The organism is Streptomyces sp. NPDC008125 (assembly GCF_042957125.1).
Taxonomy (GTDB): Bacteria; Actinomycetota; Actinomycetes; order Streptomycetales; family Streptomycetaceae; genus Streptomyces.
On the sequence record NZ_JBIBHR010000029.1, the window covers coordinates 37,677 to 58,351 of the forward strand.

The following is a 20,675-nucleotide window of genomic DNA, read 5'->3' on the forward strand; positions in this document are numbered from 1 at the left end:
CGCCGGATCGCGCTCTCTGCGCACCGCGCCCTGCGTCCCCGCCCCTCTGTCCGTTCCCGTTTTCCGGTCCCCTGCCCGGAAAGCGCCGCGACAACCCGTTCCGGGAACGTCACGGCGCACGCGGGGCCCCGAAGCGGCACCCGCCCGGGTGCCGTACGTCAACCGGCCGCCCGCCCCGCACACCGGCGGGGGTGGGACGGGTGCGCGGGAAGCGGGGCGGGACCACTAACGTGCCGCGCATGACGACTGCACTGATTACCGGCGCGACGGCGGGCATCGGCGCCGCGTTCGCGCGGCGGCTCGCGGGACAGGGGCACAACCTCGTGCTGGTCGCCCGGGACACCGAGCGGCTGCGGGACCAGGCCACCGAACTGCACGACCGGCACGGCATCGAGGCCACGGTGCTCACCGCCGACCTCTCCCGGGACGCCGGGATCGCGGCCGTCGAGGAACGTCTCCGCGACCGCGGCCATCCGGTCGAACTCCTCGTCAACAACGCGGGATTCGGCAACAAGGGACGCTATCTGGAGGTGCCGCTCGACGACGAGCTGGCGATGTTGAAGGTGCACTGCGAGGCGGTGCTGCGGCTGACCTCGGCGGCGGCGGCCGGGATGCGCGAGCGCGGCCGGGGCGGGATCGTCAACGTCGCCTCGGTCGCGGCGTTCGTCCCCCGCGGCACGTACGGGGCGTCGAAGGCGTGGGTCGTCCAGTTCACCCAGGGCGCCGCCAAGGACCTGGCCGGGTCCGGGGTGCGGCTGATGGCGCTCTGCCCCGGCTTCGTGCGGACGGAGTTCCACCAGCGGGCCGGCATGGGCACCGGGAACATCCCCGGCTGGATGTGGCTGGACGTCGACAAGCTGGTGACCGCCGCCCTCGCCGACCTGGCGCGCGGCCGGACGGTGTCGGTGCCGGACGCCCGGTACAAGGCGCTGATGGGGCTGGTGAAGGTGACCCCGCGCAGTCTGCTGGGCGAGATGACCTCGCGGGCGGGACGCACGTACGGCCCGAAGTGAGGCGACCGGTGGGGCCCGCCCGGGGAACGGCGGCGCCCGCCGGGAAAACGGCGAGGTCCGGTGCCCCCGCGACGGGGGCACCGGACCTCGTACCGCTCACCGGCGGACCAGCCGGTGAGCGACCGTACTAGTGGGAGTGACCGTGGCCGTGACCGGCCTCGGCCTCTTCCTCGGCCGGCTTCTCGACGACCAGGGTCTCGGTCGTGAGCAGCAGCGACGCGATGGACGCGGCGTTCTCCAGGGCCGAGCGGGTGACCTTGACCGGGTCGATGACGCCGGCCTTGATCAGGTCGCCGTACTCGCCGGTGGCGGCGTTGAAGCCCTGGCCCTTGTCGAGGTCCGAGACCTTCGAGGTGATGACGTAACCCTCGAGGCCGGCGTTCTCGGCGATCCAGCGCAGCGGCTCGACGGCGGCGCGGCGCACGACCGCGACACCGGTGGCCTCGTCGCCGGTCTTGCCGAGGTTGCCCTCCAGGACCTTGACGGCGTGGACAAGGGAAGAGCCACCACCGGAGACGATGCCCTCCTCGACCGCGGCGCGGGTCGCGGAGATGGCGTCCTCCAGACGGTGCTTCTTCTCCTTGAGCTCGACCTCGGTGGCGGCACCGACGCGGATCACGCACACGCCGCCGGCCAGCTTCGCGAGGCGCTCCTGGAGCTTCTCGCGGTCCCAGTCGGAGTCCGTGTTCTCGATCTCGGCCTTGATCTGGTTGACGCGGCCCTTGACGTCACCGGCGTCGCCGCCGCCGTCGACGATGGTCGTGTCGTCCTTGGAGACGGTCACGCGGCGGGCGGTGCCCAGCACGTCCAGACCGGCCTGGTCGAGCTTGAGGCCGACCTCCTCGGCGATGACGGTCGCACCGGTGAGGGTGGCGATGTCGCCGAGCATGGCCTTGCGGCGGTCGCCGAAGCCCGGGGCCTTCACCGCGACGGCGTTGAAGGTGCCACGGATCTTGTTGACGACGAGGGTGGAGAGCGCCTCGCCCTCGACGTCCTCGGCGATGATCAGGAGGGGCTTCGAGCCGCCGGCCTGGATGACCTTCTCCAGCAGCGGGAGCAGCTCCTGGATCGAGCCGATCTTGCCCTGGTGGATCAGGATGTACGGGTCGTCGAGGACGGCCTCCATACGCTCCTGGTCGGTCACCATGTACGGGGACAGGTAGCCCTTGTCGAAGGCCATGCCCTCGGTGAACTCGAGGTCCAGGCCGAAGGTGTTGGACTCCTCGACGGTGATGACACCGTCCTTGCCGACCTTGTCCATCGCGTCCGCGATGAGCTCGCCGACCTGCGGGTCCTGCGCGGAGAGCGCGGCCACGGCGGCGATGTCGGACTTGTCCTCGATCGGACGGGCGGTCGCGAGGAGCTCCTCGGACACGGCCTTGACCGCGGCGTCGATGCCCTTCTTCAGGGCGGCCGGGGAGGCGCCCGCGGCGACGTTGCGCAGACCCTCGCGGACGAGCGCCTGGGCGAGGACGGTCGCGGTGGTGGTGCCGTCACCGGCGACGTCGTTGGTCTTGGTGGCGACCTCCTTCACCAGCTGGGCACCGAGGTTCTCGAACGGGTCGTCGAGCTCGACCTCGCGCGCGATGGTGACACCGTCGTTGGTGATGGTGGGCGCGCCGAACTTCTTGTCGATGACGACGTTGCGGCCCTTGGGGCCGATCGTCACCTTGACCGTGTCGGCAAGCTTGTTGACGCCGCGCTCAAGGGCGCGACGGGCGTCCTCGTCGAACTTCAGAATCTTCGCCATGGGCTGTTTTCCCTCTCGAACGAACTGCGCCCCTCGCCACCCGGCTTGTTATTTCGCAGGGGGCCAGGGGCGCAGAACACACAGCAAATGTGGGTGAATTACTTCTCGATGATCGCGAGGACGTCGCGGGCCGAGAGGACGAGGTACTCCTCGCCGTTGTACTTCACCTCGGTGCCGCCGTACTTGCTGTACAGGACGACATCGCCGGTCTTGACGTCGAGCGGAAGGCGCTCGCCGTTCTCGAAGCGGCCCGGGCCCACGGCCAGGACGACGCCCTCCTGGGGCTTCTCCTTGGCGGTGTCCGGAATGACCAGGCCGGAAGCCGTGGTCTGCTCGGCGTCGAGCGGCTGGACCACAATGCGGTCCTCGAGCGGCTTGATCGCAACCTTGGAGCTGGTGGTCGACACGATCCGGTCTCCCCCTTCGGAGATCTCACGGGGTTTAACAGTCTTGGGTCGCGCCGGGCCGGATCCGTCGTCGCGGGTGCCGGACCTGCCCTGTCGCGCAGTACTGCTGGCACTCTCCAGGGGGGAGTGCCAGCACCGAGACTATGACCGCGATTAGCACTCGGTCAAGCGGAGTGCCAATTCAGTACCCGTGCGTGGCGCCGCCCGGCCGCCGGGGCGGGCCGGCCGGGCGGCGGCGCGGCCGGGGGCGCGGGCCGGCCGGTGTGCCGTGACGACGTGCCGGACGCACCCCGACCGGGCGTCCGCGAGGACAACGCCGGGGCGGTACGCGCCGTTCCGGGCGAGGGTGCCCGCAGGCCGGTCCCACCCGCCGCCCAGCGGCCGTCACCCGTCGCCCGGGGGTGTGCGGACGGCGCGGTGGCGGTACTCGTGAGCGCGCTGGAACTCGTCGTCCGCCCGCTCGCCGCGCTCCGGAGACCGCCGGCCCCCGCCCGGGGATCAGACGTAGTCGTCCAGCCGGGCGACCGCGTACCCCTTCTCCGTGATGACCTTCATGACGTTGCGGACCATGTCGGCCATGGTCCCCTTCCACTGCCCGGGGCCCTGGAAGTGGGTCAGGACGATGTCGCCGGGGTGCAGGTCCCGGTCCCACTCGCGCCAGTCCATGTGGTCGGGGAACGCCTCCTCCGCCCACAGCGGCACGGCCTTGATCCCGCAGGACTTGGCGACGACGAGGGTGTCCCGGTTGTAGTTGCCGTACGGCGGCCGGAGGAGCACCGGCCGCTTGCCGAAGTGCTTCTCGATCCGGTCCTGCTGGTCGCAGATCTCCTTCTTCTGCTCGGCGTAGGAGAGCCCGGGCAGATAGGGGTGGGTGAGGGTGTGGTTGTTGAGAGTGACGCCTTTCTTCTGCATCTCGGCGAAGTACCCGTAGTCCTCGCTCGCGAGGTAGTCGCTGAGGAAGGCGGTGTACGGGATCTTCAGCTCGTCCATCATCCGGATGAACTCGGGGTCCTTCTCGGCCCCGTCGTCGATGGTGAGGAAGACGATCCGCTGATCGGTGGGGACGGTCGTGAAGACCTGCGGCAGGTCCTCGCCGTCGTCGACCTCGAACCCCTCGCGGCTGGTGATCTCGGGCTTCACCGCGGGCGGTGCGGGGGCGGGCAGCGGGACCTCGGCCAGCCCCCATCTCTTCGCGACGGCGACCCGCTGCGCCTGGCGCCGCTTCAGCTGTTCGGCGTACGGGACGAGGGCGCCGACCGGGCCGGCCTGCGGGGCCGCTGCCGCCGCCGCCCGGCCACCCGCGCCCGCCGAGCCCCGGCGGCCGTGCTGGTCGGTACCGGAGGGGCTCTGGCCGCATCCGGCGGCGAGGGCGGCGCCCAGCAGGGCCACCAGGACGAACGTGCCCGATGTGCGCCGCTTCACTGTCCTTTTTTCCTTTTGTCGTACTAGTTGCATGGCGCCGCATCCTGCCAGCCCTCCCCCGGCCTTCCCGTCCCGACACCGCCGCCCGTCCGGCCGCGTCCCCCGCCTGGCGCACAACCCCGTGGGAAGCGGAACGCCGGGGACGCAGCGGGAGCCGGGGTGCGGCCCGGGGTGGCCGTCGCCGCCCGCCCGACGGGAAGGGCAGGACACGGCCTGGCCCACAATGGGACGGGTGAACGCACCTCTCCCCGCCGGTGACGGCCCCGCCGACCCGCTCGCCTCCTTCGCCGCCCTGCGTACGCCCGAGGGCGCCGCCCTCCTGGACGAGTTGCGTGACCACGACCCGGCGCGCGAACTGGCCACCGCCACCCGGCTGCGCCGCGATCACGCCCCGGACCTGGTCTCGGCCGCGCTGGGGCAGGCCAGGCTCCGCCAGCGGGCGGTGGCGAAGTTCGGCGCCGAGGACGCGTACCGGATGTTCTTCACGCCCGACGGCGTCGAGCAGGCGACCCGTACCTCCGTCGCCACGTACCGCGCCGGACGGTTCGCGGCGCTCGGCGGGGTGCGGCGGGTGGCCGACCTGTGCTGCGGCATCGGCGGCGACGCCATCGCGCTGGCCCGGGCGGGCATCGCGGTGCTGGCCGTCGACCGCGACCCGCTCACCGCCGAGGTGGCCCGCGCCAACGCCGAGGCGCTCGGCCTCGGCGGGCTGATCGAGGTCCGGTGCGCCGACGTGACCGGCATCGACACCGCCGGGTACGACGCCGTCTTCGTCGACCCGGCCCGGCGCGGCGGGCGCGGCCGGATCTTCGACCCCGAGGCGTACTCGCCACCGCTCTCCTGGGCGACCGCCGCCGCGCTGAAGGCCCCGCGCGCGGCCCTGAAGATCGCGCCGGGCATCCCGCACGAGGCGATCGGTCCGGAGGCCGAGGCCGAGTGGATCTCGGACGGCGGGGACGTGAAGGAGGCGGTGCTCTGGTACGGCGAGGGCTTCGAGGCCGGTTCCTACCGGGCGACCCTGCTGCCGTCCGGCGCCACCCTCGCCACCCGCTCCCCGCTGCCGGCCCCGCCGGTGGGCCCGGTAGGGCGCTATCTGTACGAGCCGGACGGCGCGGTGATCCGCGCCAGCCTGGTCGCCGACATCGTGGCCCGGTGCGGCGGGCGGCTGATCGACGAGACGATCGCCTACGTCACCAGCGACGAGCCGTACTCCTCCCCGTACACCTCCGCGTACGAGATCACCGATCGGCTGCCGTTCAACATGAAGCGGTTGAAGGCGCTGCTGCGGGAGCGGGAGGTGGGGGTGCTGACGGTGAAGAAGCGCGGGTCGGCGGTGGAGCCGGAGGAGGTGCGCCGCCGGATGAAGCTCGCGGGGCCGAACTCCGCGACGGTCCTGCTGACCCGGGTCGCCGGCGCCCCGACCATGCTGGTCGGCCGGCCCTTCCGCCCGGAATGCTGATCAGCCCGCAGCCGGGGCGGTCCGGCGGGACCCGCCGCGCCCGAGCACCCGCACCACCCAGCGGCGGTGCGCGACCGCGGTGACCGCGCCGGTCAGCCCGGTGATCCACGCGCAGAGGCCGACACCCATGCCGAGGACCACCAGGCCGTACGGGTCCTCGCCCGGCGTGGCCGCCGCCGGGACGGCGAAGCAGGCGAAGAGGCCCGCGGCGCCCAGGACGTAGGACACCAGCAGCCAGGCGAGTCCGAGCCCGGGCATCCGCAACGTCCCGTCCCGGTCGGGGTCGCGGTCGAGCGCGCCCCAGCCGGCCAGCAGCGCGCGGACCTTGCGGGCCCGCACGATGTCGAGGCCGAGGAACACGGCCGCCGGGACGAGCACGGCGATGCCGACGAAGAGGGCGGCGACCGCGATCAGGTCGGTGATCGGGTCGAGGGACTCCTCGAAGAAGATCATCGACGTACCGACCAACGCCCAGCCGACGGCGGCGATTCCGCCCCAGGTCAGCAGCAGCGCGAGCCGTCCGCCGCCGACGTGCAGCCGCACCAGCCCGCCGAGGACCTGGGCCCGGTCGGCGAGCAGGGAGGCGCGGTCCGGCCAGGACCGGATCTCCGCGGGCGGTGGAGGCGGGGGCAGCGGGGCTCTCGAAGGCATGGCCCGACCCTACCGAGCCGGCCGACAACGGCCGTGCTTCCGTGGACGGTTACCGCCTCCGGCGCAGAACGTCCGCCGCGCGGCGACCGGTTGGCGGCCACCGGTCGCCGGGTCCGCTCCCACGCGTCGCCGGGTCCGCTCTCACGCGTTGAGCAGCGTCTCCACGTCGAGCTTGCCCATGCCCATCATCGCCTTCATGGCGCGGTCGGCGCGGTCCCGGTCGGGGCCGCCGAGGATGTCGGGGAGGGCGCGCGGCACGATCTGCCAGGACAGCCCGAACCTGTCCTTGAGCCAGCCGCACCGGCTCTCCTCGCCGCCCTCGGTGAGCGCCGCCCACAGCCGGTCCACCTCGGCCTGGTCCGCGCAGTCCACGGAGAGCGAGACGGCCTCGGTGAAGTGGAAGGCGGGTCCGCCGTTGAGGCCGGTGTACTCCTGGTCCGCGAGCCGGAAGCGGACGGTCATCACGGCGCCGGCCTCGCCCGGGGAGCCCTCCGGGTAGTGGCTGGTCTCCAGGACGCGCGAGTCGCCGCCGAAGACGGAGACGTAGAAGTCGGCGGCCTCGGCGGCCCGGCCGTCGAACCAGAGACAGGGGGTGATCTTCTGCATGGTCTTCTCCTCCAGGGGTCCCGCTCGGCCCGGGCCCGGTCACCGGTCCGGGGCTCTGGAAGGTAGACCCGGCGGGCGCCCGGAACTCATCGGACACGCGGGGCCGCCGCCCGTACGGCGGCGGCCCCCGTCCCACGGTGGGGTCAGGAGTCGACCGGCCCCAGCGACTCGAAGCGCCAGCGGTGCACCGCGCGGGTGATCAGCCGTCCGTCGGGCTCGGGGAGTTCCGGCAGCTGGTCGCCGTACTCCCCCGGCCACCAGGTGATCACCAGCACCCGGTCCTTCGGGGCGCGCAGCAGCTCGGTGCGGAGCGGGGTGCGGGCGAGTTCGCCGGCCCGGGCACGGGCCCACTCCAGCAGTTCCGTACCCCGCCCGTCGGCGGCGCGGGCCTCCCACATCAGTGCGACGGTCATGAGTACAGGTTGTCCTTGCTGATCTCGTGCACGTGGTCGTGGTCGTGGGTATGACCGTGATCGTGCTGGGCGCCCGGTACGTGCGGGTCCGTCACCGGCAGCGAGGAGTCGGCGGAGAGCTCCCAGTCGGAGGCGGGCCGGTTGCGGGCGACCATCTCGGCGCCGAGGGCGGCGACCATCGCGCCGTTGTCGGTGCAGAGTCCGGGGCGGGGCACCCGGAGCCGGATTCCGGCGCGCTCGCAGCGTTCCTGGGCCAGCGCGCGGAGCCGGGAGTTGGCGGCGACGCCGCCGCCGATCATCAGGTGGTCCACGCCCTCGTCCTTGCAGGCGCGGACGGCCTTGCGGGTCAGCACGTCGACCACGGCCTCCTGGAAGGACGCCGCCACGTCGCGTACCGGCACCTCCTCGCCGGCCGCGCGCTTCGCCTCGATCCAGCGGGCGACGGAGGTCTTGAGCCCGGAGAAGGAGAAGTCGTACGCGGGGTCGCGGGAGCCGGTCAGGCCGCGCGGGAACGCGATGGCCTCGGGGTCGCCCTCCCTGGCCAGCCGGTCGATGACCGGGCCGCCGGGGAAGCCGAGATCCAGCACGCGGGCGATCTTGTCGAAGGCCTCGCCCGCCGCGTCGTCGATGGTGGCGCCCAGCGGCCGTACGTCGCTGGTGATGTCGGGGGCGAGCAGCAGCGAGGAGTGGCCGCCGCTGACCAGCAGGGCCATGGTCGGCTCGGGCAGCGGGCCGTGCTCCAGCTGGTCGACGCAGATGTGCGAGGCCAGGTGGTTCACGCCGTAGAGCGGCTTGTTCAGCGCGTACGCGTACGCCTTGGCGGCCGAGACGCCGACGAGGAGCGCTCCGGCGAGGCCGGGACCGGCGGTGACGGCGATGCCCTCCAGGTCGCGGGCGCTGACCCCGGCGTCCTTGAGGGCGCGCTCGATGGTGGGGACCATCGCCTCCAGGTGGGCGCGGGAGGCGATCTCCGGGACGACTCCGCCGAAGCGGGCGTGGGTGTCCACGCTGGACGCGACGGCGTCGGCGAGGAGGGTGGTGCCGCGCACGATGCCGACGCCGGTCTCGTCGCAGGAGGTCTCGATGCCGAGAACGAGCGGTTCGTCAGCCATTGCCATCAGCCATTCTCTGTTCCTTGTACGTGGAGGCGCATGACGAGTGCGTCGATGTTGCCCGGCTGGTAGTAGCCGCGCCGGAAGCCGATCGGCTCGAAGCCGAAGCGTTCGTAGAGCTTCTGGGCGCGGGTGTTGTCGACCCGGACTTCGAGCAGCACGGTGGCGCATTCGAAGGCGGTGGCGTGCTTCAGGAGGTCGGTGAGGAGTTCCGAACCGAGGCCGCCGCCCCAGTGGTCGCGGGTGACGCCGATGGTCTGCACGTCGGCGAGGTCGCCGGCGGCGGCGAGTCCGGCGTAGCCGACGATCCGCCCGGTGGCCGGTTCCTCGGCGACGACGTAGCGCCGGGTGGCGTGCGGGCCGCGGGCGTGGGCGAGCTCGGACCAGAACATCCCGGCCGACCAGGCGTCGTCCGGGAAGAGCTCGTGTTCGAGCTCCAGCACCGGTTCGATGTCCCACCAGCGCATCTCGCGCAGTTCAGTGGTCGGGACGGTCACTTCGGGGTGACCACCTTGTAGTTCTTCGGGACCTGCGCGTCGGGCCTGCGGAGGTAGAGCGGCTGCGGGTCGAGCAGCTTCTCACCGGCGGCGAGGCGTTCGGCGGCGAGCGCGGCGAGCGCTCCGGCCGAGACGTGCTCGGGTCCGCGCGCGTCGGGGAAGGAGCCGGGGTAGAGCACCGCTCCGGCGCCGACGACGGGGAGGCCGGCCAGTTCCTCGGCGATGTCGGCGGGCCGGTCGACGGAGGGGCCGCCGGTCCGGGTGCGGGGGTCCGTGTACCGCGCCCAGTAGACCTCCTTGCGGCGGGCGTCCGTGGCGACGGCGAAGGGCCCGGTGATCCCGGCCTCTCCGGCGGCGTACGCGAGTCCGTCCAGGGTGCACAGCCCGTGCACGGGGACGGAGAGCGCGGAGGCGAAGGTCGCGGCGGTCACGAGGCCGACGCGCAGCCCGGTGTACGGGCCGGGGCCGACGCCCACGACGATGCCGGTCACGGCGTCGAGGGTGGTTCCGGCTTCGGAGAGGACGCGGTCGACGGTGGGGAGCAGCAGCTCCCCGTGGCGTCTGGCGTCCACCTGGCCGGACTCCGCGACGACGGAGGTGCCGTCGTGGAGGGCGACGGTGACGGCGGGGGTGGCGGTATCCATGGCGAGCAAGAGCACGCAAACAGCCTACGGCTCCGGCGACCGGGGCATCGCTCCCGTACGTCGTCCCGGCCCGCTCCGTGGCTGCTGCTACCGTCACCCGGGATACGCGAGTACGACGTAAACCTTGTACGACATGCGACAGGCGGCATGCGGCGGACCGCATGCGAAAGGGGAGCTCAGGTGGCAAGGGGCAGCTCGGGAATCGTGGCCGGGCTCACGGCGGCGGCCGTCGCCGCGGTCGCATTCCTCGCTTACCAGGCGTCGGCGAACGCCCCGGATTCGGTGGCCGCCCCCTCGACGAGCGTCTCCGCCTCCGCGTCCGCGAAGCCGTCCGCGAAGCCGTCCGCCCCCGAGGCCGACCCGCTCGCGGTGCCGGACGGCTCCGGGACCGGCCTCCGGGTCGTGTACGCGCTCAAGGAGCGGCGGGTGTGGCTGGTCGGCGAGGACGGCAAGGCGTCGCGGACGTTCAAGGTGGTCGCGAGCAGCGTCAGCCCCGAGCCGGGTTCGTACGCCGTCTTCTCCCGCACCGGCTCGGTGACGGGCTCGGACGGCGTGCCGATCGAGCACGTGGTGCGGTTCGCCGAGGTGGACGACACCGTGATCGGCTTCAGCGCGGCGCAGGACGGCTCGCTGCCGACCCCGGACCCGACGCTGAAGACCGGCGGGGTGCGGATGAAGCGGGCGGACGCCGACGCGATGTGGTCGTTCGCCACGGTCGCCGTGAAGGTCGTCGTCGTCCCGTAGCCGGGCGTTTCCCCGGACTTCCCCGGAGAGCCGGGCCTTTTCGGGGGCTCAGGCCGCTTCGCGCCGCGCGGGCGGCCTGATTCCGTGCACCCTGGCCGCGAACCCGGTGTCGTCCTCCGCCACGGCGTCGGCGTCGTCCGCCGCGGGTGCCGGCGGCGCGGTCGGAGGGGTCGACACGGCGCTGGCCGCCGCACACGACGCGAGCAGATCCTTCATCGGCACCCCGGAGGGGGACGGGTACCGGGCTTCTCGCTCGGGCGTCGGCATGATGCCTCCTGGGCTCCACTGGAGGAGTAGTTAGGTATACCTAACAAGTTCGCCAACCCATACCACCACGGGCGGGGCCGTCTGCGCAACATTTTACCGACAGCCTGTCGGAAACCACCCCGGGACCCGCCTCGCCTTCGCCACCGGGCCACCCGGACACGCCTGCGGGGCGCCTCCCCGGAGGAAGACGCCCCGCAGGGGGTGTGCCGGAATCAGGCCGGGAGAGCCGGACCGGGTGGAGCCGGACCGGGAGCCCCGGACCGGGCGGAGTCAGGCCGGGTGCCCGCCGATCCGGGTTCCCAGGTCCGCCCAGCGCGCCCCGACACCCGCGAGGGTCACTTCGCGGCGTTCGTCGTCGGTGTCTCCGGTGGCGCGGTCGATGACCACGTGGAGCCGGTCGTCGGAGAGCTCCTCGACCTTGCCGTCGCCCCACTCCACGACCACCACCGAGTCCGGCAGCGACACGTCGAGGTCCAGGTCCTCCATCTCGTCGAGCCCGCCGCCCAGGCGGTACGCGTCGACGTGGACCAGGGCGGGGCCGTCCGCCAGCGGAGGGTGGACCCGGGCGATCACGAAGGTGGGGGACGTGACGGCGCCCCGCACCCCGAGTCCCTCGCCGAGGCCCCGGGTCAGGGTCGTCTTTCCGGCGCCGAGTTCGCCGGTGAGCATCACCAGGTCGCCGGGGGCCAGCAGCCCGGCCAGCTCCCGGCCGAGCTCGGTCATCTGCTCGGGTGACTCGACGGCGATGCGTACGGTGACGGCGTCCGGGGCCGCCGCGATCTCGGCGGCCCGGCCGTTGTGCGGTGCTTCCATGTCAGACCACGTTAGTCGGAGCGGGTACGGCTCCGATCCGCACCAGCAGGTCCGCGAGCCGGTCGGTCACCGTCTCGGGGTGCTCCAGCATCACCAGATGGCCCGCGTCCGGCACGATGACCAGCTCCGCCTCGGGCAGCACGTCGGCGATGGCCTCGCTGTGGGAACTGGGCGTGACCAGGTCCTTGTCGCCCGCCAGGATCAGCACCGGCATGTCCCGGAAGACGGGCAGCGCGGCGCTCTTGTCGTGCTCCGTGAACGCCGGGTAGAACTCCGCGACGACGTCGATGGGGGTCGCCTCGATGAGCCGCTCGGCGAACCGGGCGACCGCCGGGTCCACGTCCCGGGAGCCGAACGAGTACCGCTTGATCAGGCCCGCGAAGAGGTCGGCGGTGGCCCTGCGGCCCCGCTCCACCAGCTCCGTCTGCGTACCGAGCGCCTTCAGCACCCCGGGGAGCACCCGGCGCACCGCGTTGACGCCCGCGACCGGCAGCCCGAAGTTGACCTCGCCGAGCCGTCCGCTGGAAGTGCCGACGAACGCGGCGGCGGCGACCCGGTCCCGGACGAGTGCCGGGTACTGGTCGGCCAGCGCCATCATCGTCATGCCGCCCATCGAGTGCCCGACCAGCACGAGGCGCCCCTCGGGGGCCGCCGCGTCGATGACCGCCTTCAGGTCCCGGCCCAGCTGCTCGATGGTGACCGGCACCCCGTCGGCCTGTGACCTGCCGCGCGCGGACCGGCCGTGGCTGCGCTGGTCCCAGTGGACGGTACGGACCAGCCCGCGCAGCGCCGCCCGCTGGAAGTGCCAGGAGTCCTGGGCGAGGCAGTAGCCGTGGCTGAAGACGACGGTGACGGGGCCGGGGGACTTGCGGCCGAAGAGGCGGCGCTTGCGCGACCCGGTGGAGCCGACGCTCCCGGTGGCCGCCGGTTCGGCCTCGTCGATCTCGTAGTACAGCGCGGTGCCGTCGTCGGCGACCGCCTGGCCCGGGGTGCCGCGCAGGGCGCCGTACGGCCCGGAGGCGTCCAACGCCAGGCGGGCCTTCTTCCGCATGCCCCGGCCGACCGTGAGGCGTTCCACGGCGACCCCGGCCGCCGCACCGGCCGCGAGCACCCCTATGGCGGCCCCGGCGAACCCGGCCCGGCGCCATCCGCCCGCCGTGGCCGCGGCAGCCGCCATCACCGCGTCCCCCGAGGCTCCCGCACTGCTGTCGCTCACCGTGCCCGCTCCTCGTCCGTGGTCGTGGTCCGTGCTCGCCGGTGGTGCCGTACGGCGCAGCCGCCGCTACGCGCTGACGTGTACCCGGGGCACCCGCGTACCGATCCTGGTGACGATCTCGTACGCGATGGTGTCCGCCGCCACCGCCCAGTCCTCGGCGGTCGGCTCGCCCCGGTCGCCCGGCCCGAACAGCACCGCTTCGGCGCCCGGCTCGGTGCGGTCGCCCTCCAGGTCCACGACGAACTGGTCCATCGCGACCCGCCCGGCGACCGTCCGCACCCGGCCGGCGACCAGCACCGGTCCACGACCCGAAGCGTGGCGCGGGATGCCGTCGGCGTACCCGAGGGGCACCAGGGCGAGGGTGGTCTCGGCGGGGGTCGTGTAGTGGTGGCCGTAGCTGATGCCGTGCCCGGCGGGGACCTGCTTGACCAGGGCGACGGAGGCGGAGAGCGTCATCACCGGGCGCAGCCCGAAGTCGGCGGGGGCGCCCAGCTCGGGGCTGGGCGAGATGCCGTACATCGCGATGCCGGTGCGCACCAGGTCGAAGTGGGACTCCGGCACGGTCAGGGTGGCCGGGGAGTTGGCGATGTGCCGGACCTCGGGCTCCACGCCGGCCTTCTCGGCGTACGCCACCATGTCGCGGAAGACCGTGAGCTGGGCGGCGATCGAGGGGTGGCCGGGCTCGTCGGCGCAGGCGAAGTGGGACCAGAGGCCGGTGACGCGGACGGTCCCGGCCGCCTCGGCGGTACGCGCCTCGGCGACGAGCTCGGGCCAGTCGGCGGGCTGGCAGCCGTTGCGGCCGAGTCCGGTGTCGGCCTTCAGGTGGATACGGGCCGCCCGGCCCGCCTCCCCGGCTGCGGCGACGACCTCGCGGAGCGCCCAGAGGCCGCTGACGGAGACGTCGATGTCGGCCTCGACCGCCTCGCGCCAGGGGCCGCCGGGCGTCCACAGCCAGCACATGATCCGGGAGTCGAGACCGGCTGTGCGCAGGGCCAGGGCCTCCTGCGGAGTGGCGGTGCCGAGCCAGGTCGCACCGGCTTCGAGCGCGGCGCGGGCGCAGGGCACGGCGCCGTGGCCGTAGGCGTCGGACTTCACCACGGCCATGAGTTGGGCCCCGCCCGCCCGCGCGCGCAGCTCGCGCACGTTGGCGCGGAGTGCGGCGAGGTCGATCTCGGCCCGGGCTCTCAAGGACGCTTTCTCGTTCATCGCGGCCCAGTCTCTCAGGTCGCCGCACGGGGCCCCGGCGCGCGGGGCCTTCCGCGCCTCGTGCTCAGCCGCCGCCCGGCCGGTGGGCCCGCGCGTGCTCCAGGTACTCGACGAGGACCGGCACATGGCCGGCGTCGATGTCCTTGACGGAGGTCACCAGGGTCACCGGGTCGTCCCCCTCCAGCAGACCCAGCAGGAGGGCGACCGACTCGGCGTGCGCGGAGTCGTCGAGTTCGGTGCGGTAGCGGTCGACGAACGCGTCGTGCCGGGCACCGGAGCGGTCCTGGTGGTACCAGCCGCGCAGCTCGTCGGAGGGGGTGATGTCCTTCAGCCACCGGTCGACGGCGGCCCTCTCCTTCGACACCCCGCGCGGCCAGAGCCGGTCGACAAGCACCCGCACGCCGTCCGCGCGCGGCTCGGGCGGGTCGTAGACCCTGCGGACCCGGATGCCGCTCTTCCCCATGGCTGCCACCTCCCGGTCGGTGTCCGTCGCCGCTTCCAGGGTGGTCCCGGCGGGCGGCCCCCGCATGCTCAGCCCCGGCGCACGTCGCGCCAGGCGGCCGGGATGCCCTCGGCGATGTCCTGCGCGGAGACGGGTGCCCCGTCCGCGCCGTGCCGTCCGGCGAGGCCGTGCAGGTGGGCGCCGACCGAGGCGGCGTCGCGCGGGGCGAGGCCGGCCGCGAGCAGCGAACCGATCAGCCCGGAGAGCACGTCCCCGCTGCCCGCCGTGGCGAGCCACGCGGTCCCGGTCGGGTTCACCCGTACGGGGGTGTCGCCGGCCTCCGCGATCAGCGTGGTGGACCCCTTGAGGAGGACCGTGGCGCGGTAGCGGGCGGCGAGTTCGCGTACGGCGGTGAGCCGCCCCGCCTCCACCTCCGCGCGCTCCACGCCGAGCAGCGCGGCGGCCTCCCCTGCGTGCGGGGTGAGGACGGTGGCCGCCGAGCGGGCGCGCACGGCGTCGCCGTCCATCAGCCGCAGCCCGTCCGCGTCGATCAGCACGGGCACGTCGGTGGCGAGCACGTCCTCGACGGCGGCGGTGGCCGCCCGCCCGTCGCCGAGCCCGGGTCCGGCCACCCAGGACTGCACCCGGCCCGCCTGCGAGGGCCGCCCCTCGTGCACCAGGGTCTCGGGGAACCGGGCGATCACCGTCTCCCCGCCCGGCCCCGCGTACCGCACAGCCCCGGCGCCGCCGCGCAGCGCCCCGGCGACGGCGAGGACCGCCGCGCCCGGGTACCGCTCGGAACCGGCGACCACGCCGACGACGCCCCGGCCGTACTTGTCGCTCTCCGCGCCGGGCAGCGGCAGCAGCGCCGCCACGTCCGCGAACTGGAGCGCCTCCAGGTCGGGGCGCTCCGGCAGCTCCTGGCCGAGGCCGATGTCGACCAGCCGCAGCCCGCCCGCCCGTTCGGCGCCGGGATCGACGAGCAGCCCCGGCTTGTACGTGCCGAAGGTGACGGTGGCGTCGGCGCGTACCGCCTCGCCGTGCACCTCCCCGCTGTCCGCCTCCACCCCGCTGGGCAGGTCCACCGCGAGGACCGGCGCCCCGTGCCGCTCGGTGACCGCCTTCACCAGCGCGGCGGCCTCCGGGCGCAGCCCGCCCCGGCCGCCGATGCCGGTGATCCCGTCCACCACGAGGTCGACGATCCCGGCCTCCTCGGGGCGGTCCAGCACCCGTCCGCCGGCCGCGCGCAGCGCGGCGAGCCCGGCCGCGTGGGCCCGGTCGGGCGCGGTGAGCAGGACGCTGACCCCCGCCCCGCGCCGGGCCAGCCGGGCGCCCGCGTAGAGGGCGTCGCCGCCGTTGGCGCCGCTCCCGACGAGGAGCAGCACCCGGGACCCGTACACCCGGCCGTTGCGCCGGAGCAGGTCCCCGCAGGCGACGGCGAGCCCGGCGGCGGCCCGCTGCATCAGGGCGCCCTCGGGCAGCCGCGCCATCAGGGCCCGCTCGGCGGCCCGTACGGTCTCCACGCTGTAAGCGGTACGCATCGGTCAGCCCTTCGCAGGTCAGGAGGAACGCGTCCAGAAAACGATCATTCGGCGGGTCGGCTCACACGTACCCGTACGCCCGCCCGCACAAGCCCCCGGCCCACCCCTCAACCTTCGGCGACCACCATGGCGGACGCCACCCCCGCGTCGTGGCTGAGCGAGAGGTGCCAGCTGCGGACGCCCAGGGCCTCCGCGCGGGCGGCGACCGTGCCGGTGACCCGGAGGCGGGGCTGCCCGCTCTCCTCCACCCAGACCTCGCAGTCGGTCCAGAGGAGGCCGCCGGGCGCCCCGAGGGCCTTGGCGACGGCCTCCTTGGCGGCGAACCGGGCGGCGAGCGAGGCGATGCCGCGCCGCTCGCCGCCGGGCAGCAGCAGCTCCCGGTCGAGGAAGAGCCGCTCGGCCATCTGGGGCGTACGTTCCAGCGCGGCGTCGAACCGCGCGATCTCGGCCACATCGATTCCGACCCCGATGATCACGGGCCCACCCTCGTTCCTCTGCTACTCCACGGTCACGGACTTCGCCAGGTTGCGCGGCTGGTCCACCTCGTTGCCCCGGGCCGTCGCGAGTTCGCAGGCGAAGACCTGCAACGGGACCGTGGCGACCAGGGGCTGAAGCAGCGTAGGCGTCGGTGGAATCGTAATGAGGTGGTCGGCGTACGGGGCGACGGTCTCGTCGCCCTCCTCCGCGACGACGATGGTGCGGGCGCCCCGGGCGCGGATCTCCTGGATGTTGGAGACGATCTTGTCGTGCAGGACGGACCGCCCGCGCGGGGACGGGGCGACGACGACGACCGGCAGGTCCTCCTCGATGAGCGCGATCGGCCCGTGCTTCAACTCCCCCGCCGCGAACCCCTCGGCGTGCATGTACGCGAGCTCCTTCAGCTTCAACGCCCCTTCCAGCGCCACCGGGTGGCCGACGTGCCGGCCGAGGAAGAGCACGGTGTTCTTGTGCGCGAGGGAACGGGCCAGCTCGCGGACGGGCTCCATGGTGGCGAGGACGCGTTCGACGGCGTCGGGGATCTCGGAGAGCTGGCGGACGATCGTACGGATCTCGTCCCCGAACTTCGTCCCGCGCACCTGCCCGAGGTAGAGCGCGACCAGGTAGCAGGCGACGAGCTGGGTGAGGAACGCCTTGGTGGAGGCGACCGCGACCTCGGGCCCGGCGTGCGTGTAAAGGACGGCGTCGGACTCGCGCGGGATGGTCGACCCGTTGGTGTTGCAGATGGCGAGCACGTGCGCGCCCTGTTCCCGGGCGTGCCGGAGCGCCATGAGGGTGTCCATGGTCTCGCCGGACTGCGAGATCGCCACGACCAGGGTGTTCGGCGAGAGGATCGGGTCGCGGTAGCGGAACTCGCTGGCCAGCTCGGTCTCGCAGGGCAGCCGGGTCCAGTGCTCGATGGCGTACTTCGCGATCAGACCGGCGTGGTACGCGGTGCCGCAGGCCACCACGACCACCTTGTCGATCTCCCGCAGCACGCTCGGCGACAGCCGTACCTCGTCCAGGGTCAGCGCGCCCTCGCCGTCGATCCGCCCGAGGAGGGTGTCCGCGATGGCCCGGGGCTGCTCGGCGATCTCCTTGAGCATGAAGGAGTCGTACCCGCCCTTCTCGGCGGCGGAGGCGTCCCAGTCGACGTGGTACCCGCGCACCTCGGCGGGCGTACCGTCGAACCCGGTGACGGTGACCCGGTCCCGGCGCACCTCCACCACCTGGTCCTGGCCCAGCTCGACGGCGTCCCTGGTGTGCGCGATGAACGCGGCGACGTCCGAGGCGAGGAACGCCTCCCCGTCCCCGACCCCCACCACCAGCGGCGAGTTGCGCCGCGCCCCGACGACCGTGCCCGGCTCGTCCGCGTGTACGGCGACCAGGGTGAAGGCCCCTTCGAGACGGCGGCAGACCCGCCGCATCGACTCGGCGAGGCCGCTGCCGGCCGCGAACTCCTCCGCCAGCAGGTGCGCCACCACCTCGGTGTCGGTGTCCGAGGTGAGGTCGTGCCCGCGCCGGGTCAGCTCGGTGCGCAGCGTGGCGAAGTTCTCGATGATCCCGTTGTGCACGACGGCGACCCGGCCCGCGTTGTCCAGGTGCGGATGCGCGTTGGCGTCCGTCGGCGCCCCGTGCGTCGCCCACCGGGTGTGCCCGATGCCGGTGAGCCCGGCGGGCAGCGGGTGGTCCTTGAGCTCCTTCTCCAGGTTGACGAGCTTGCCCGCCTTACGGGCGCTGGCGAGCCCTCCGTGCGCCCCATCCGGCCCGTCCGCCCCGGTCGCCAGTACGGCAACCCCGGCGGAGTCGTATCCCCGGTACTCCAGCCGCTTGAGCCCCGCGACGACCACGTCCTGCGCCGACTGTGATCCGACATAACCCACGATTCCACACATGTCGGCACGATAAGGCGGGAGAGGCGGGGAGGGCGGGGGTTACGGAAGGGGTGGGCGTGGGGCCTGCCGGCTCTATCTGGCCACGGCGAGCCAGGCGGCCACGGCGGCGAGCACGATCAGCGCGGCGTTGAGCCCGGTCTCCTTGACCTCACCCCGCGACAGATGCAGACCGCCCGCGAGGAGTTGGAGTACGGCGAGGCCGAGCGCGGCCACCAGCGCGAGAACGGGGGCGATCCCGGTGAGCGGCGGCAGGATCAACCCGGCGGCGCCGAAAATCTCGACGGCCCCGATCCCCCGGACCGCCCCCATCGGCACGGTGTCCACCCAGCCCATCATGGGCGCGAGCTGCTCCTTGCTCTGGGCGACCTTCTTGCCTCCGGCGTAGAGGTAGAAGACCGCCAGAAGCGCTGCGACGATCCAGTAGGCGATGTCCATCCTCGTCCTCCGTCATGATGATGAGCAGACCGGTGCGGACCCACATGATGGGCGCGGCCACCAGCACCTACAAAAGGCACACCGGTGTGCGTGAGCGGAGAAAGGGACGGTTGCCCATGTCGAAGAACCGCGGCTCCTGCCTCATCCGCGGCGACGGCGGCCGTACGATCCGGGGCCTCCTGGACCGCATCGGCGACCGCTGGTCCCTGCTGGTCGTGGCCACCCTCGACGGCGAACGCCTCCGCTTCGGAGAACTCCAGCACCGCGTCCCCGGCATCTCCCAGCGCATGCTGACCCGCACCCTGCGGAACCTGGAGCGGGACGGGCTGGTGCGCCGGACGTCCTACCCGGAGGTGCCGCCCCGGGTCGAGTACGAACTCACGGCGCGGGGACGGACCCTGATCGGGCCGGCGGTGGCGCTGGCCGAGTGGGCGGTGGACCACGGGGCGGCGGTGGAGGTCAGCCGGGAGGAGTGGGACGCGGGGCGGGCGTGAGGGGGCGCCGGGCGACGGACGCCTCCGCACCGCCGCGACCGGCTTTCCGGTCTTCCGCGAACCACCGCCCAGATATCGGGCATGAGACAGCCGCACCTACGCGGCAGTACAACAGGACGCGGCCCCACCGGAAACAGCTTGAGATCCGGTGGGGCCGCTGAGTCACTGCGACGACGGGACTGCCCGCCGGTTATCCGGGTGGGCCGTCGGAGGAGTCAACTTCGGCGAAGTTGACTCCTACGCATCCGGCTACAACGAGCCGGCACGGGTCGAGATAGAGATGGTACATCCAACCCGTTCGTTCGCGATCGTCCACGAAAGCCAGAACAACGTCCCGCTCACCCATTTCAGCAAGACTCGCCAGGCATTCAGCATCCCCGAAGGTTCGCCCGCCACGCAGGTGCACGATTTGCAACCTCGTGTAGCACATGCTCCGGATGGCCGCCGCCGAATTAGAAAGAGGCGGCGCCTGGAGGTGCGCTTCTGAACGAAGTGCTTCTTTTGCACGGAGGGCAGCTTCGGAGCCGAACTCGTACGAGGTAAGCAGTTCATCCACAGACACCTCGCTCATCTCACCCACGGGCAACCTTCGACCAGGTTTCCCCTAGGTCGAAGCTGATTTCCGGGGCATGAATTTCTCCGACTATGAGATGTTCATCCTCATAAAAAGATCCCCTTGCGTAGTCAGTGTCGTGAACCTGAATATTTCTCGACGGACCCACGGGCGGATCGATGTCAGCAGTCCTGATGCGCAAGATGACACCACCTTCTCCGATATACGTATCACCGGCGTTCTCCGCATGAAAGGCCGCGACTTCCAGGGCATCCGTCCATGAGGTGAAGACCGAGTCCGTTCGGTTTGCGCCCACATGCTGCTCTATGGTCGCCGAACCACCCTTGGGCACCGCACGCCCATGAAGGGCGTCCTCACGGCCCGGGTGCTTCTTGTTGAGACCACGGTACGTATACCCGTCGTAGTTGATGTCACAGTTATGGACGAGGACGGGGGTGGTGCCCGCCACCACGTAGTACGTATGCTAAGCGAAGCCTTCGACCTGCTTTTTCGCAGGTCAAGTCAATGCCGGTGAGTTAGCGCGTCAGTGCAGGTCAGGCACTTGATGGTGCGGGGTTTGGGTGGGAGTATCCCCTGGTGACGTTGCGTGATCCGTCA

Annotated in this window: 23 protein-coding genes; 4 read left to right on the forward strand and 19 right to left on the reverse strand. The window is 72.6% G+C overall.

The window, feature by feature from the left end:
- Positions 1-239 precede the first annotated feature (239 nt).
- Positions 240-1,013, forward strand: coding sequence for an SDR family NAD(P)-dependent oxidoreductase (locus tag ACFZAX_RS32610; protein ID WP_390966143.1), 774 nt, complete (start codon positions 240-242; stop codon positions 1,011-1,013).
- Between the two features lie 127 nt (positions 1,014-1,140).
- Here ACFZAX_RS32610 and groL read toward each other — a convergent pair whose 3' ends face one another.
- From groL to ACFZAX_RS32625, 3 genes are all read right to left on the reverse strand, one after another.
- Positions 1,141-2,763, reverse strand: a complete 1,623-nt coding sequence (groL, locus tag ACFZAX_RS32615; protein ID WP_266705118.1) for a chaperonin GroEL — start codon at positions 2,761-2,763, stop codon at positions 1,141-1,143.
- A 98-nt stretch (positions 2,764-2,861) separates the two neighbouring features.
- On the reverse strand, positions 2,862-3,170 hold the full coding sequence (gene groES / locus ACFZAX_RS32620; protein ID WP_028439209.1) for a co-chaperone GroES: 309 nt from the start codon (positions 3,168-3,170) through the stop codon (positions 2,862-2,864).
- A 498-nt stretch (positions 3,171-3,668) separates the two neighbouring features.
- Positions 3,669-4,625, reverse strand: a complete 957-nt coding sequence (locus ACFZAX_RS32625; RefSeq protein ID WP_390966146.1) for a polysaccharide deacetylase family protein — start codon at positions 4,623-4,625, stop codon at positions 3,669-3,671.
- A gap of 190 nt (positions 4,626-4,815) precedes the next feature.
- Here ACFZAX_RS32625 and ACFZAX_RS32630 point away from each other — a divergent pair, with 190 nt between their 5' ends.
- Positions 4,816-6,051 (forward strand): methyltransferase domain-containing protein, encoded by a 1,236-nt coding sequence (locus ACFZAX_RS32630; protein WP_390966148.1) that lies wholly within the window; start codon positions 4,816-4,818, stop codon positions 6,049-6,051.
- Here the strand turns inward: ACFZAX_RS32630 and ACFZAX_RS32635 are convergent, their stop codons facing one another.
- The 6 genes from ACFZAX_RS32635 to tsaB all read right to left on the reverse strand — a co-directional run bounded on the left by ACFZAX_RS32635 (position 6,052) and on the right by tsaB (position 9,974).
- On the reverse strand, positions 6,052-6,702 hold the full coding sequence (locus tag ACFZAX_RS32635) for a hypothetical protein (protein WP_390966150.1): 651 nt from the start codon (positions 6,700-6,702) through the stop codon (positions 6,052-6,054).
- A 141-nt stretch (positions 6,703-6,843) separates the two neighbouring features.
- Positions 6,844-7,308, reverse strand: coding sequence for a VOC family protein (locus tag ACFZAX_RS32640; protein WP_390966152.1), 465 nt, complete (start codon positions 7,306-7,308; stop codon positions 6,844-6,846).
- A gap of 143 nt (positions 7,309-7,451) precedes the next feature.
- The gene (locus tag ACFZAX_RS32645; RefSeq protein WP_390966154.1) at positions 7,452-7,721 is read right to left on the reverse strand and encodes a hypothetical protein; all 270 of its coding nucleotides are present in this window, start codon (positions 7,719-7,721) and stop codon (positions 7,452-7,454) included.
- Positions 7,718-8,833 (reverse strand): tRNA (adenosine(37)-N6)-threonylcarbamoyltransferase complex transferase subunit TsaD, encoded by a 1,116-nt coding sequence (tsaD, locus tag ACFZAX_RS32650; RefSeq protein ID WP_390966175.1) that lies wholly within the window; start codon positions 8,831-8,833, stop codon positions 7,718-7,720. The genes ACFZAX_RS32645 and tsaD overlap by 4 nt, the downstream gene beginning before the upstream one ends.
- A gap of 5 nt (positions 8,834-8,838) precedes the next feature.
- Entirely contained in the window at positions 8,839-9,300 is a 462-nt protein-coding gene (gene rimI, locus ACFZAX_RS32655) for a ribosomal protein S18-alanine N-acetyltransferase (RefSeq protein ID WP_387367372.1), read from the reverse strand.
- A gap of 26 nt (positions 9,301-9,326) precedes the next feature.
- On the reverse strand, positions 9,327-9,974 hold the full coding sequence (gene tsaB / locus ACFZAX_RS32660) for a tRNA (adenosine(37)-N6)-threonylcarbamoyltransferase complex dimerization subunit type 1 TsaB (RefSeq protein ID WP_390966177.1): 648 nt from the start codon (positions 9,972-9,974) through the stop codon (positions 9,327-9,329).
- A 204-nt stretch (positions 9,975-10,178) separates the two neighbouring features.
- Here tsaB and ACFZAX_RS32665 point away from each other — a divergent pair, with 204 nt between their 5' ends.
- Positions 10,179-10,718: a hypothetical protein gene (locus tag ACFZAX_RS32665; RefSeq protein ID WP_390966179.1), complete on the forward strand. Its 540-nt coding sequence runs from the start codon at positions 10,179-10,181 to the stop codon at positions 10,716-10,718.
- 48 nt (positions 10,719-10,766) lie between these two features.
- Here the strand turns inward: ACFZAX_RS32665 and ACFZAX_RS32670 are convergent, their stop codons facing one another.
- From ACFZAX_RS32670 to ACFZAX_RS32710, 9 genes are all read right to left on the reverse strand, one after another.
- Positions 10,767-10,985, reverse strand: coding sequence for a hypothetical protein (locus ACFZAX_RS32670; RefSeq protein ID WP_390966156.1), 219 nt, complete (start codon positions 10,983-10,985; stop codon positions 10,767-10,769).
- A 270-nt stretch (positions 10,986-11,255) separates the two neighbouring features.
- Positions 11,256-11,798 (reverse strand): tRNA (adenosine(37)-N6)-threonylcarbamoyltransferase complex ATPase subunit type 1 TsaE, encoded by a 543-nt coding sequence (tsaE, locus tag ACFZAX_RS32675; protein WP_390966158.1) that lies wholly within the window; start codon positions 11,796-11,798, stop codon positions 11,256-11,258.
- 1 nt (position 11,799) lies between these two features.
- Positions 11,800-13,014 carry an alpha/beta fold hydrolase gene (locus ACFZAX_RS32680; RefSeq protein ID WP_390966160.1) on the reverse strand — a complete coding sequence of 405 codons (1,215 nt, stop codon included), beginning with the start codon at positions 13,012-13,014 and terminating at the stop codon, positions 11,800-11,802.
- Between the two features lie 66 nt (positions 13,015-13,080).
- Complete coding sequence (alr, locus tag ACFZAX_RS32685; protein ID WP_390966162.1) at positions 13,081-14,220, reverse strand: alanine racemase; 1,140 nt, start codon at positions 14,218-14,220, stop codon at positions 13,081-13,083.
- Between the two features lie 64 nt (positions 14,221-14,284).
- Positions 14,285-14,683, reverse strand: coding sequence for a DUF488 family protein (locus ACFZAX_RS32690; protein WP_390966181.1), 399 nt, complete (start codon positions 14,681-14,683; stop codon positions 14,285-14,287).
- Between the two features lie 68 nt (positions 14,684-14,751).
- On the reverse strand, positions 14,752-16,203 hold the full coding sequence (locus ACFZAX_RS32695; RefSeq protein WP_390966164.1) for an NAD(P)H-hydrate dehydratase: 1,452 nt from the start codon (positions 16,201-16,203) through the stop codon (positions 14,752-14,754).
- Between the two features lie 107 nt (positions 16,204-16,310).
- Complete coding sequence (locus ACFZAX_RS32700) at positions 16,311-16,679, reverse strand: holo-ACP synthase (RefSeq protein ID WP_327176171.1); 369 nt, start codon at positions 16,677-16,679, stop codon at positions 16,311-16,313.
- Between the two features lie 21 nt (positions 16,680-16,700).
- Entirely contained in the window at positions 16,701-18,575 is a 1,875-nt protein-coding gene (gene glmS, locus ACFZAX_RS32705) for a glutamine--fructose-6-phosphate transaminase (isomerizing) (RefSeq protein ID WP_390966167.1), read from the reverse strand.
- Between the two features lie 72 nt (positions 18,576-18,647).
- Complete coding sequence (locus ACFZAX_RS32710; RefSeq protein WP_390966169.1) at positions 18,648-19,010, reverse strand: DoxX family protein; 363 nt, start codon at positions 19,008-19,010, stop codon at positions 18,648-18,650.
- Positions 19,011-19,126: 116 nt separating this feature from the next.
- Between ACFZAX_RS32710 and ACFZAX_RS32715 the strand changes: the two genes are divergently transcribed.
- Positions 19,127-19,504, forward strand: coding sequence for a winged helix-turn-helix transcriptional regulator (locus tag ACFZAX_RS32715; protein WP_390966171.1), 378 nt, complete (start codon positions 19,127-19,129; stop codon positions 19,502-19,504).
- Between the two features lie 572 nt (positions 19,505-20,076).
- On the opposite strand, the gene ACFZAX_RS32720 is transcribed toward ACFZAX_RS32715, so the two are convergent.
- The gene (locus tag ACFZAX_RS32720; protein ID WP_390966173.1) at positions 20,077-20,526 is read right to left on the reverse strand and encodes a hypothetical protein; all 450 of its coding nucleotides are present in this window, start codon (positions 20,524-20,526) and stop codon (positions 20,077-20,079) included.
- Between the last annotated feature and the right edge of the window lie 149 nt (positions 20,527-20,675).

Bases quoted from the DNA above. Each gene is read 5' to 3' on its own strand.
- tsaD (WP_390966175.1), bottom strand. From the start codon at position 8,833: ATGGCTGACGAACCGCTCGTTCTCGGCATCGAGACCTCCTGCGACGAG.
- ACFZAX_RS32630 (WP_390966148.1), top strand. From the start codon at position 4,816: ATGGGACGGGTGAACGCACCTCTCCCCGCCGGTGACGGCCCCGCCGAC.
- glmS (WP_390966167.1), bottom strand. From the start codon at position 18,575: ATGTGTGGAATCGTGGGTTATGTCGGATCACAGTCGGCGCAGGACGTG.
- tsaE (WP_390966158.1), bottom strand. From the start codon at position 11,798: ATGGAAGCACCGCACAACGGCCGGGCCGCCGAGATCGCGGCGGCCCCG.
- ACFZAX_RS32670 (WP_390966156.1), bottom strand. From the start codon at position 10,985: ATGCCGACGCCCGAGCGAGAAGCCCGGTACCCGTCCCCCTCCGGGGTG.
- tsaB (WP_390966177.1), bottom strand. From the start codon at position 9,974: ATGGATACCGCCACCCCCGCCGTCACCGTCGCCCTCCACGACGGCACC.
- groL (WP_266705118.1), bottom strand. From the start codon at position 2,763: ATGGCGAAGATTCTGAAGTTCGACGAGGACGCCCGTCGCGCCCTTGAG.
- ACFZAX_RS32625 (WP_390966146.1), bottom strand. From the start codon at position 4,625: ATGCAACTAGTACGACAAAAGGAAAAAAGGACAGTGAAGCGGCGCACA.
- ACFZAX_RS32715 (WP_390966171.1), top strand. From the start codon at position 19,127: ATGTCGAAGAACCGCGGCTCCTGCCTCATCCGCGGCGACGGCGGCCGT.
- ACFZAX_RS32635 (WP_390966150.1), bottom strand. From the start codon at position 6,702: ATGCCTTCGAGAGCCCCGCTGCCCCCGCCTCCACCGCCCGCGGAGATC.
- ACFZAX_RS32695 (WP_390966164.1), bottom strand. From the start codon at position 16,203: ATGCGTACCGCTTACAGCGTGGAGACCGTACGGGCCGCCGAGCGGGCC.
- ACFZAX_RS32645 (WP_390966154.1), bottom strand. From the start codon at position 7,721: ATGACCGTCGCACTGATGTGGGAGGCCCGCGCCGCCGACGGGCGGGGT.
- ACFZAX_RS32610 (WP_390966143.1), top strand. From the start codon at position 240: ATGACGACTGCACTGATTACCGGCGCGACGGCGGGCATCGGCGCCGCG.
- ACFZAX_RS32640 (WP_390966152.1), bottom strand. From the start codon at position 7,308: ATGCAGAAGATCACCCCCTGTCTCTGGTTCGACGGCCGGGCCGCCGAG.
- alr (WP_390966162.1), bottom strand. From the start codon at position 14,220: ATGAACGAGAAAGCGTCCTTGAGAGCCCGGGCCGAGATCGACCTCGCC.
- ACFZAX_RS32710 (WP_390966169.1), bottom strand. From the start codon at position 19,010: ATGGACATCGCCTACTGGATCGTCGCAGCGCTTCTGGCGGTCTTCTAC.
- rimI (WP_387367372.1), bottom strand. From the start codon at position 9,300: ATGCGCTGGTGGGACATCGAACCGGTGCTGGAGCTCGAACACGAGCTC.
- ACFZAX_RS32690 (WP_390966181.1), bottom strand. From the start codon at position 14,683: ATGGGGAAGAGCGGCATCCGGGTCCGCAGGGTCTACGACCCGCCCGAG.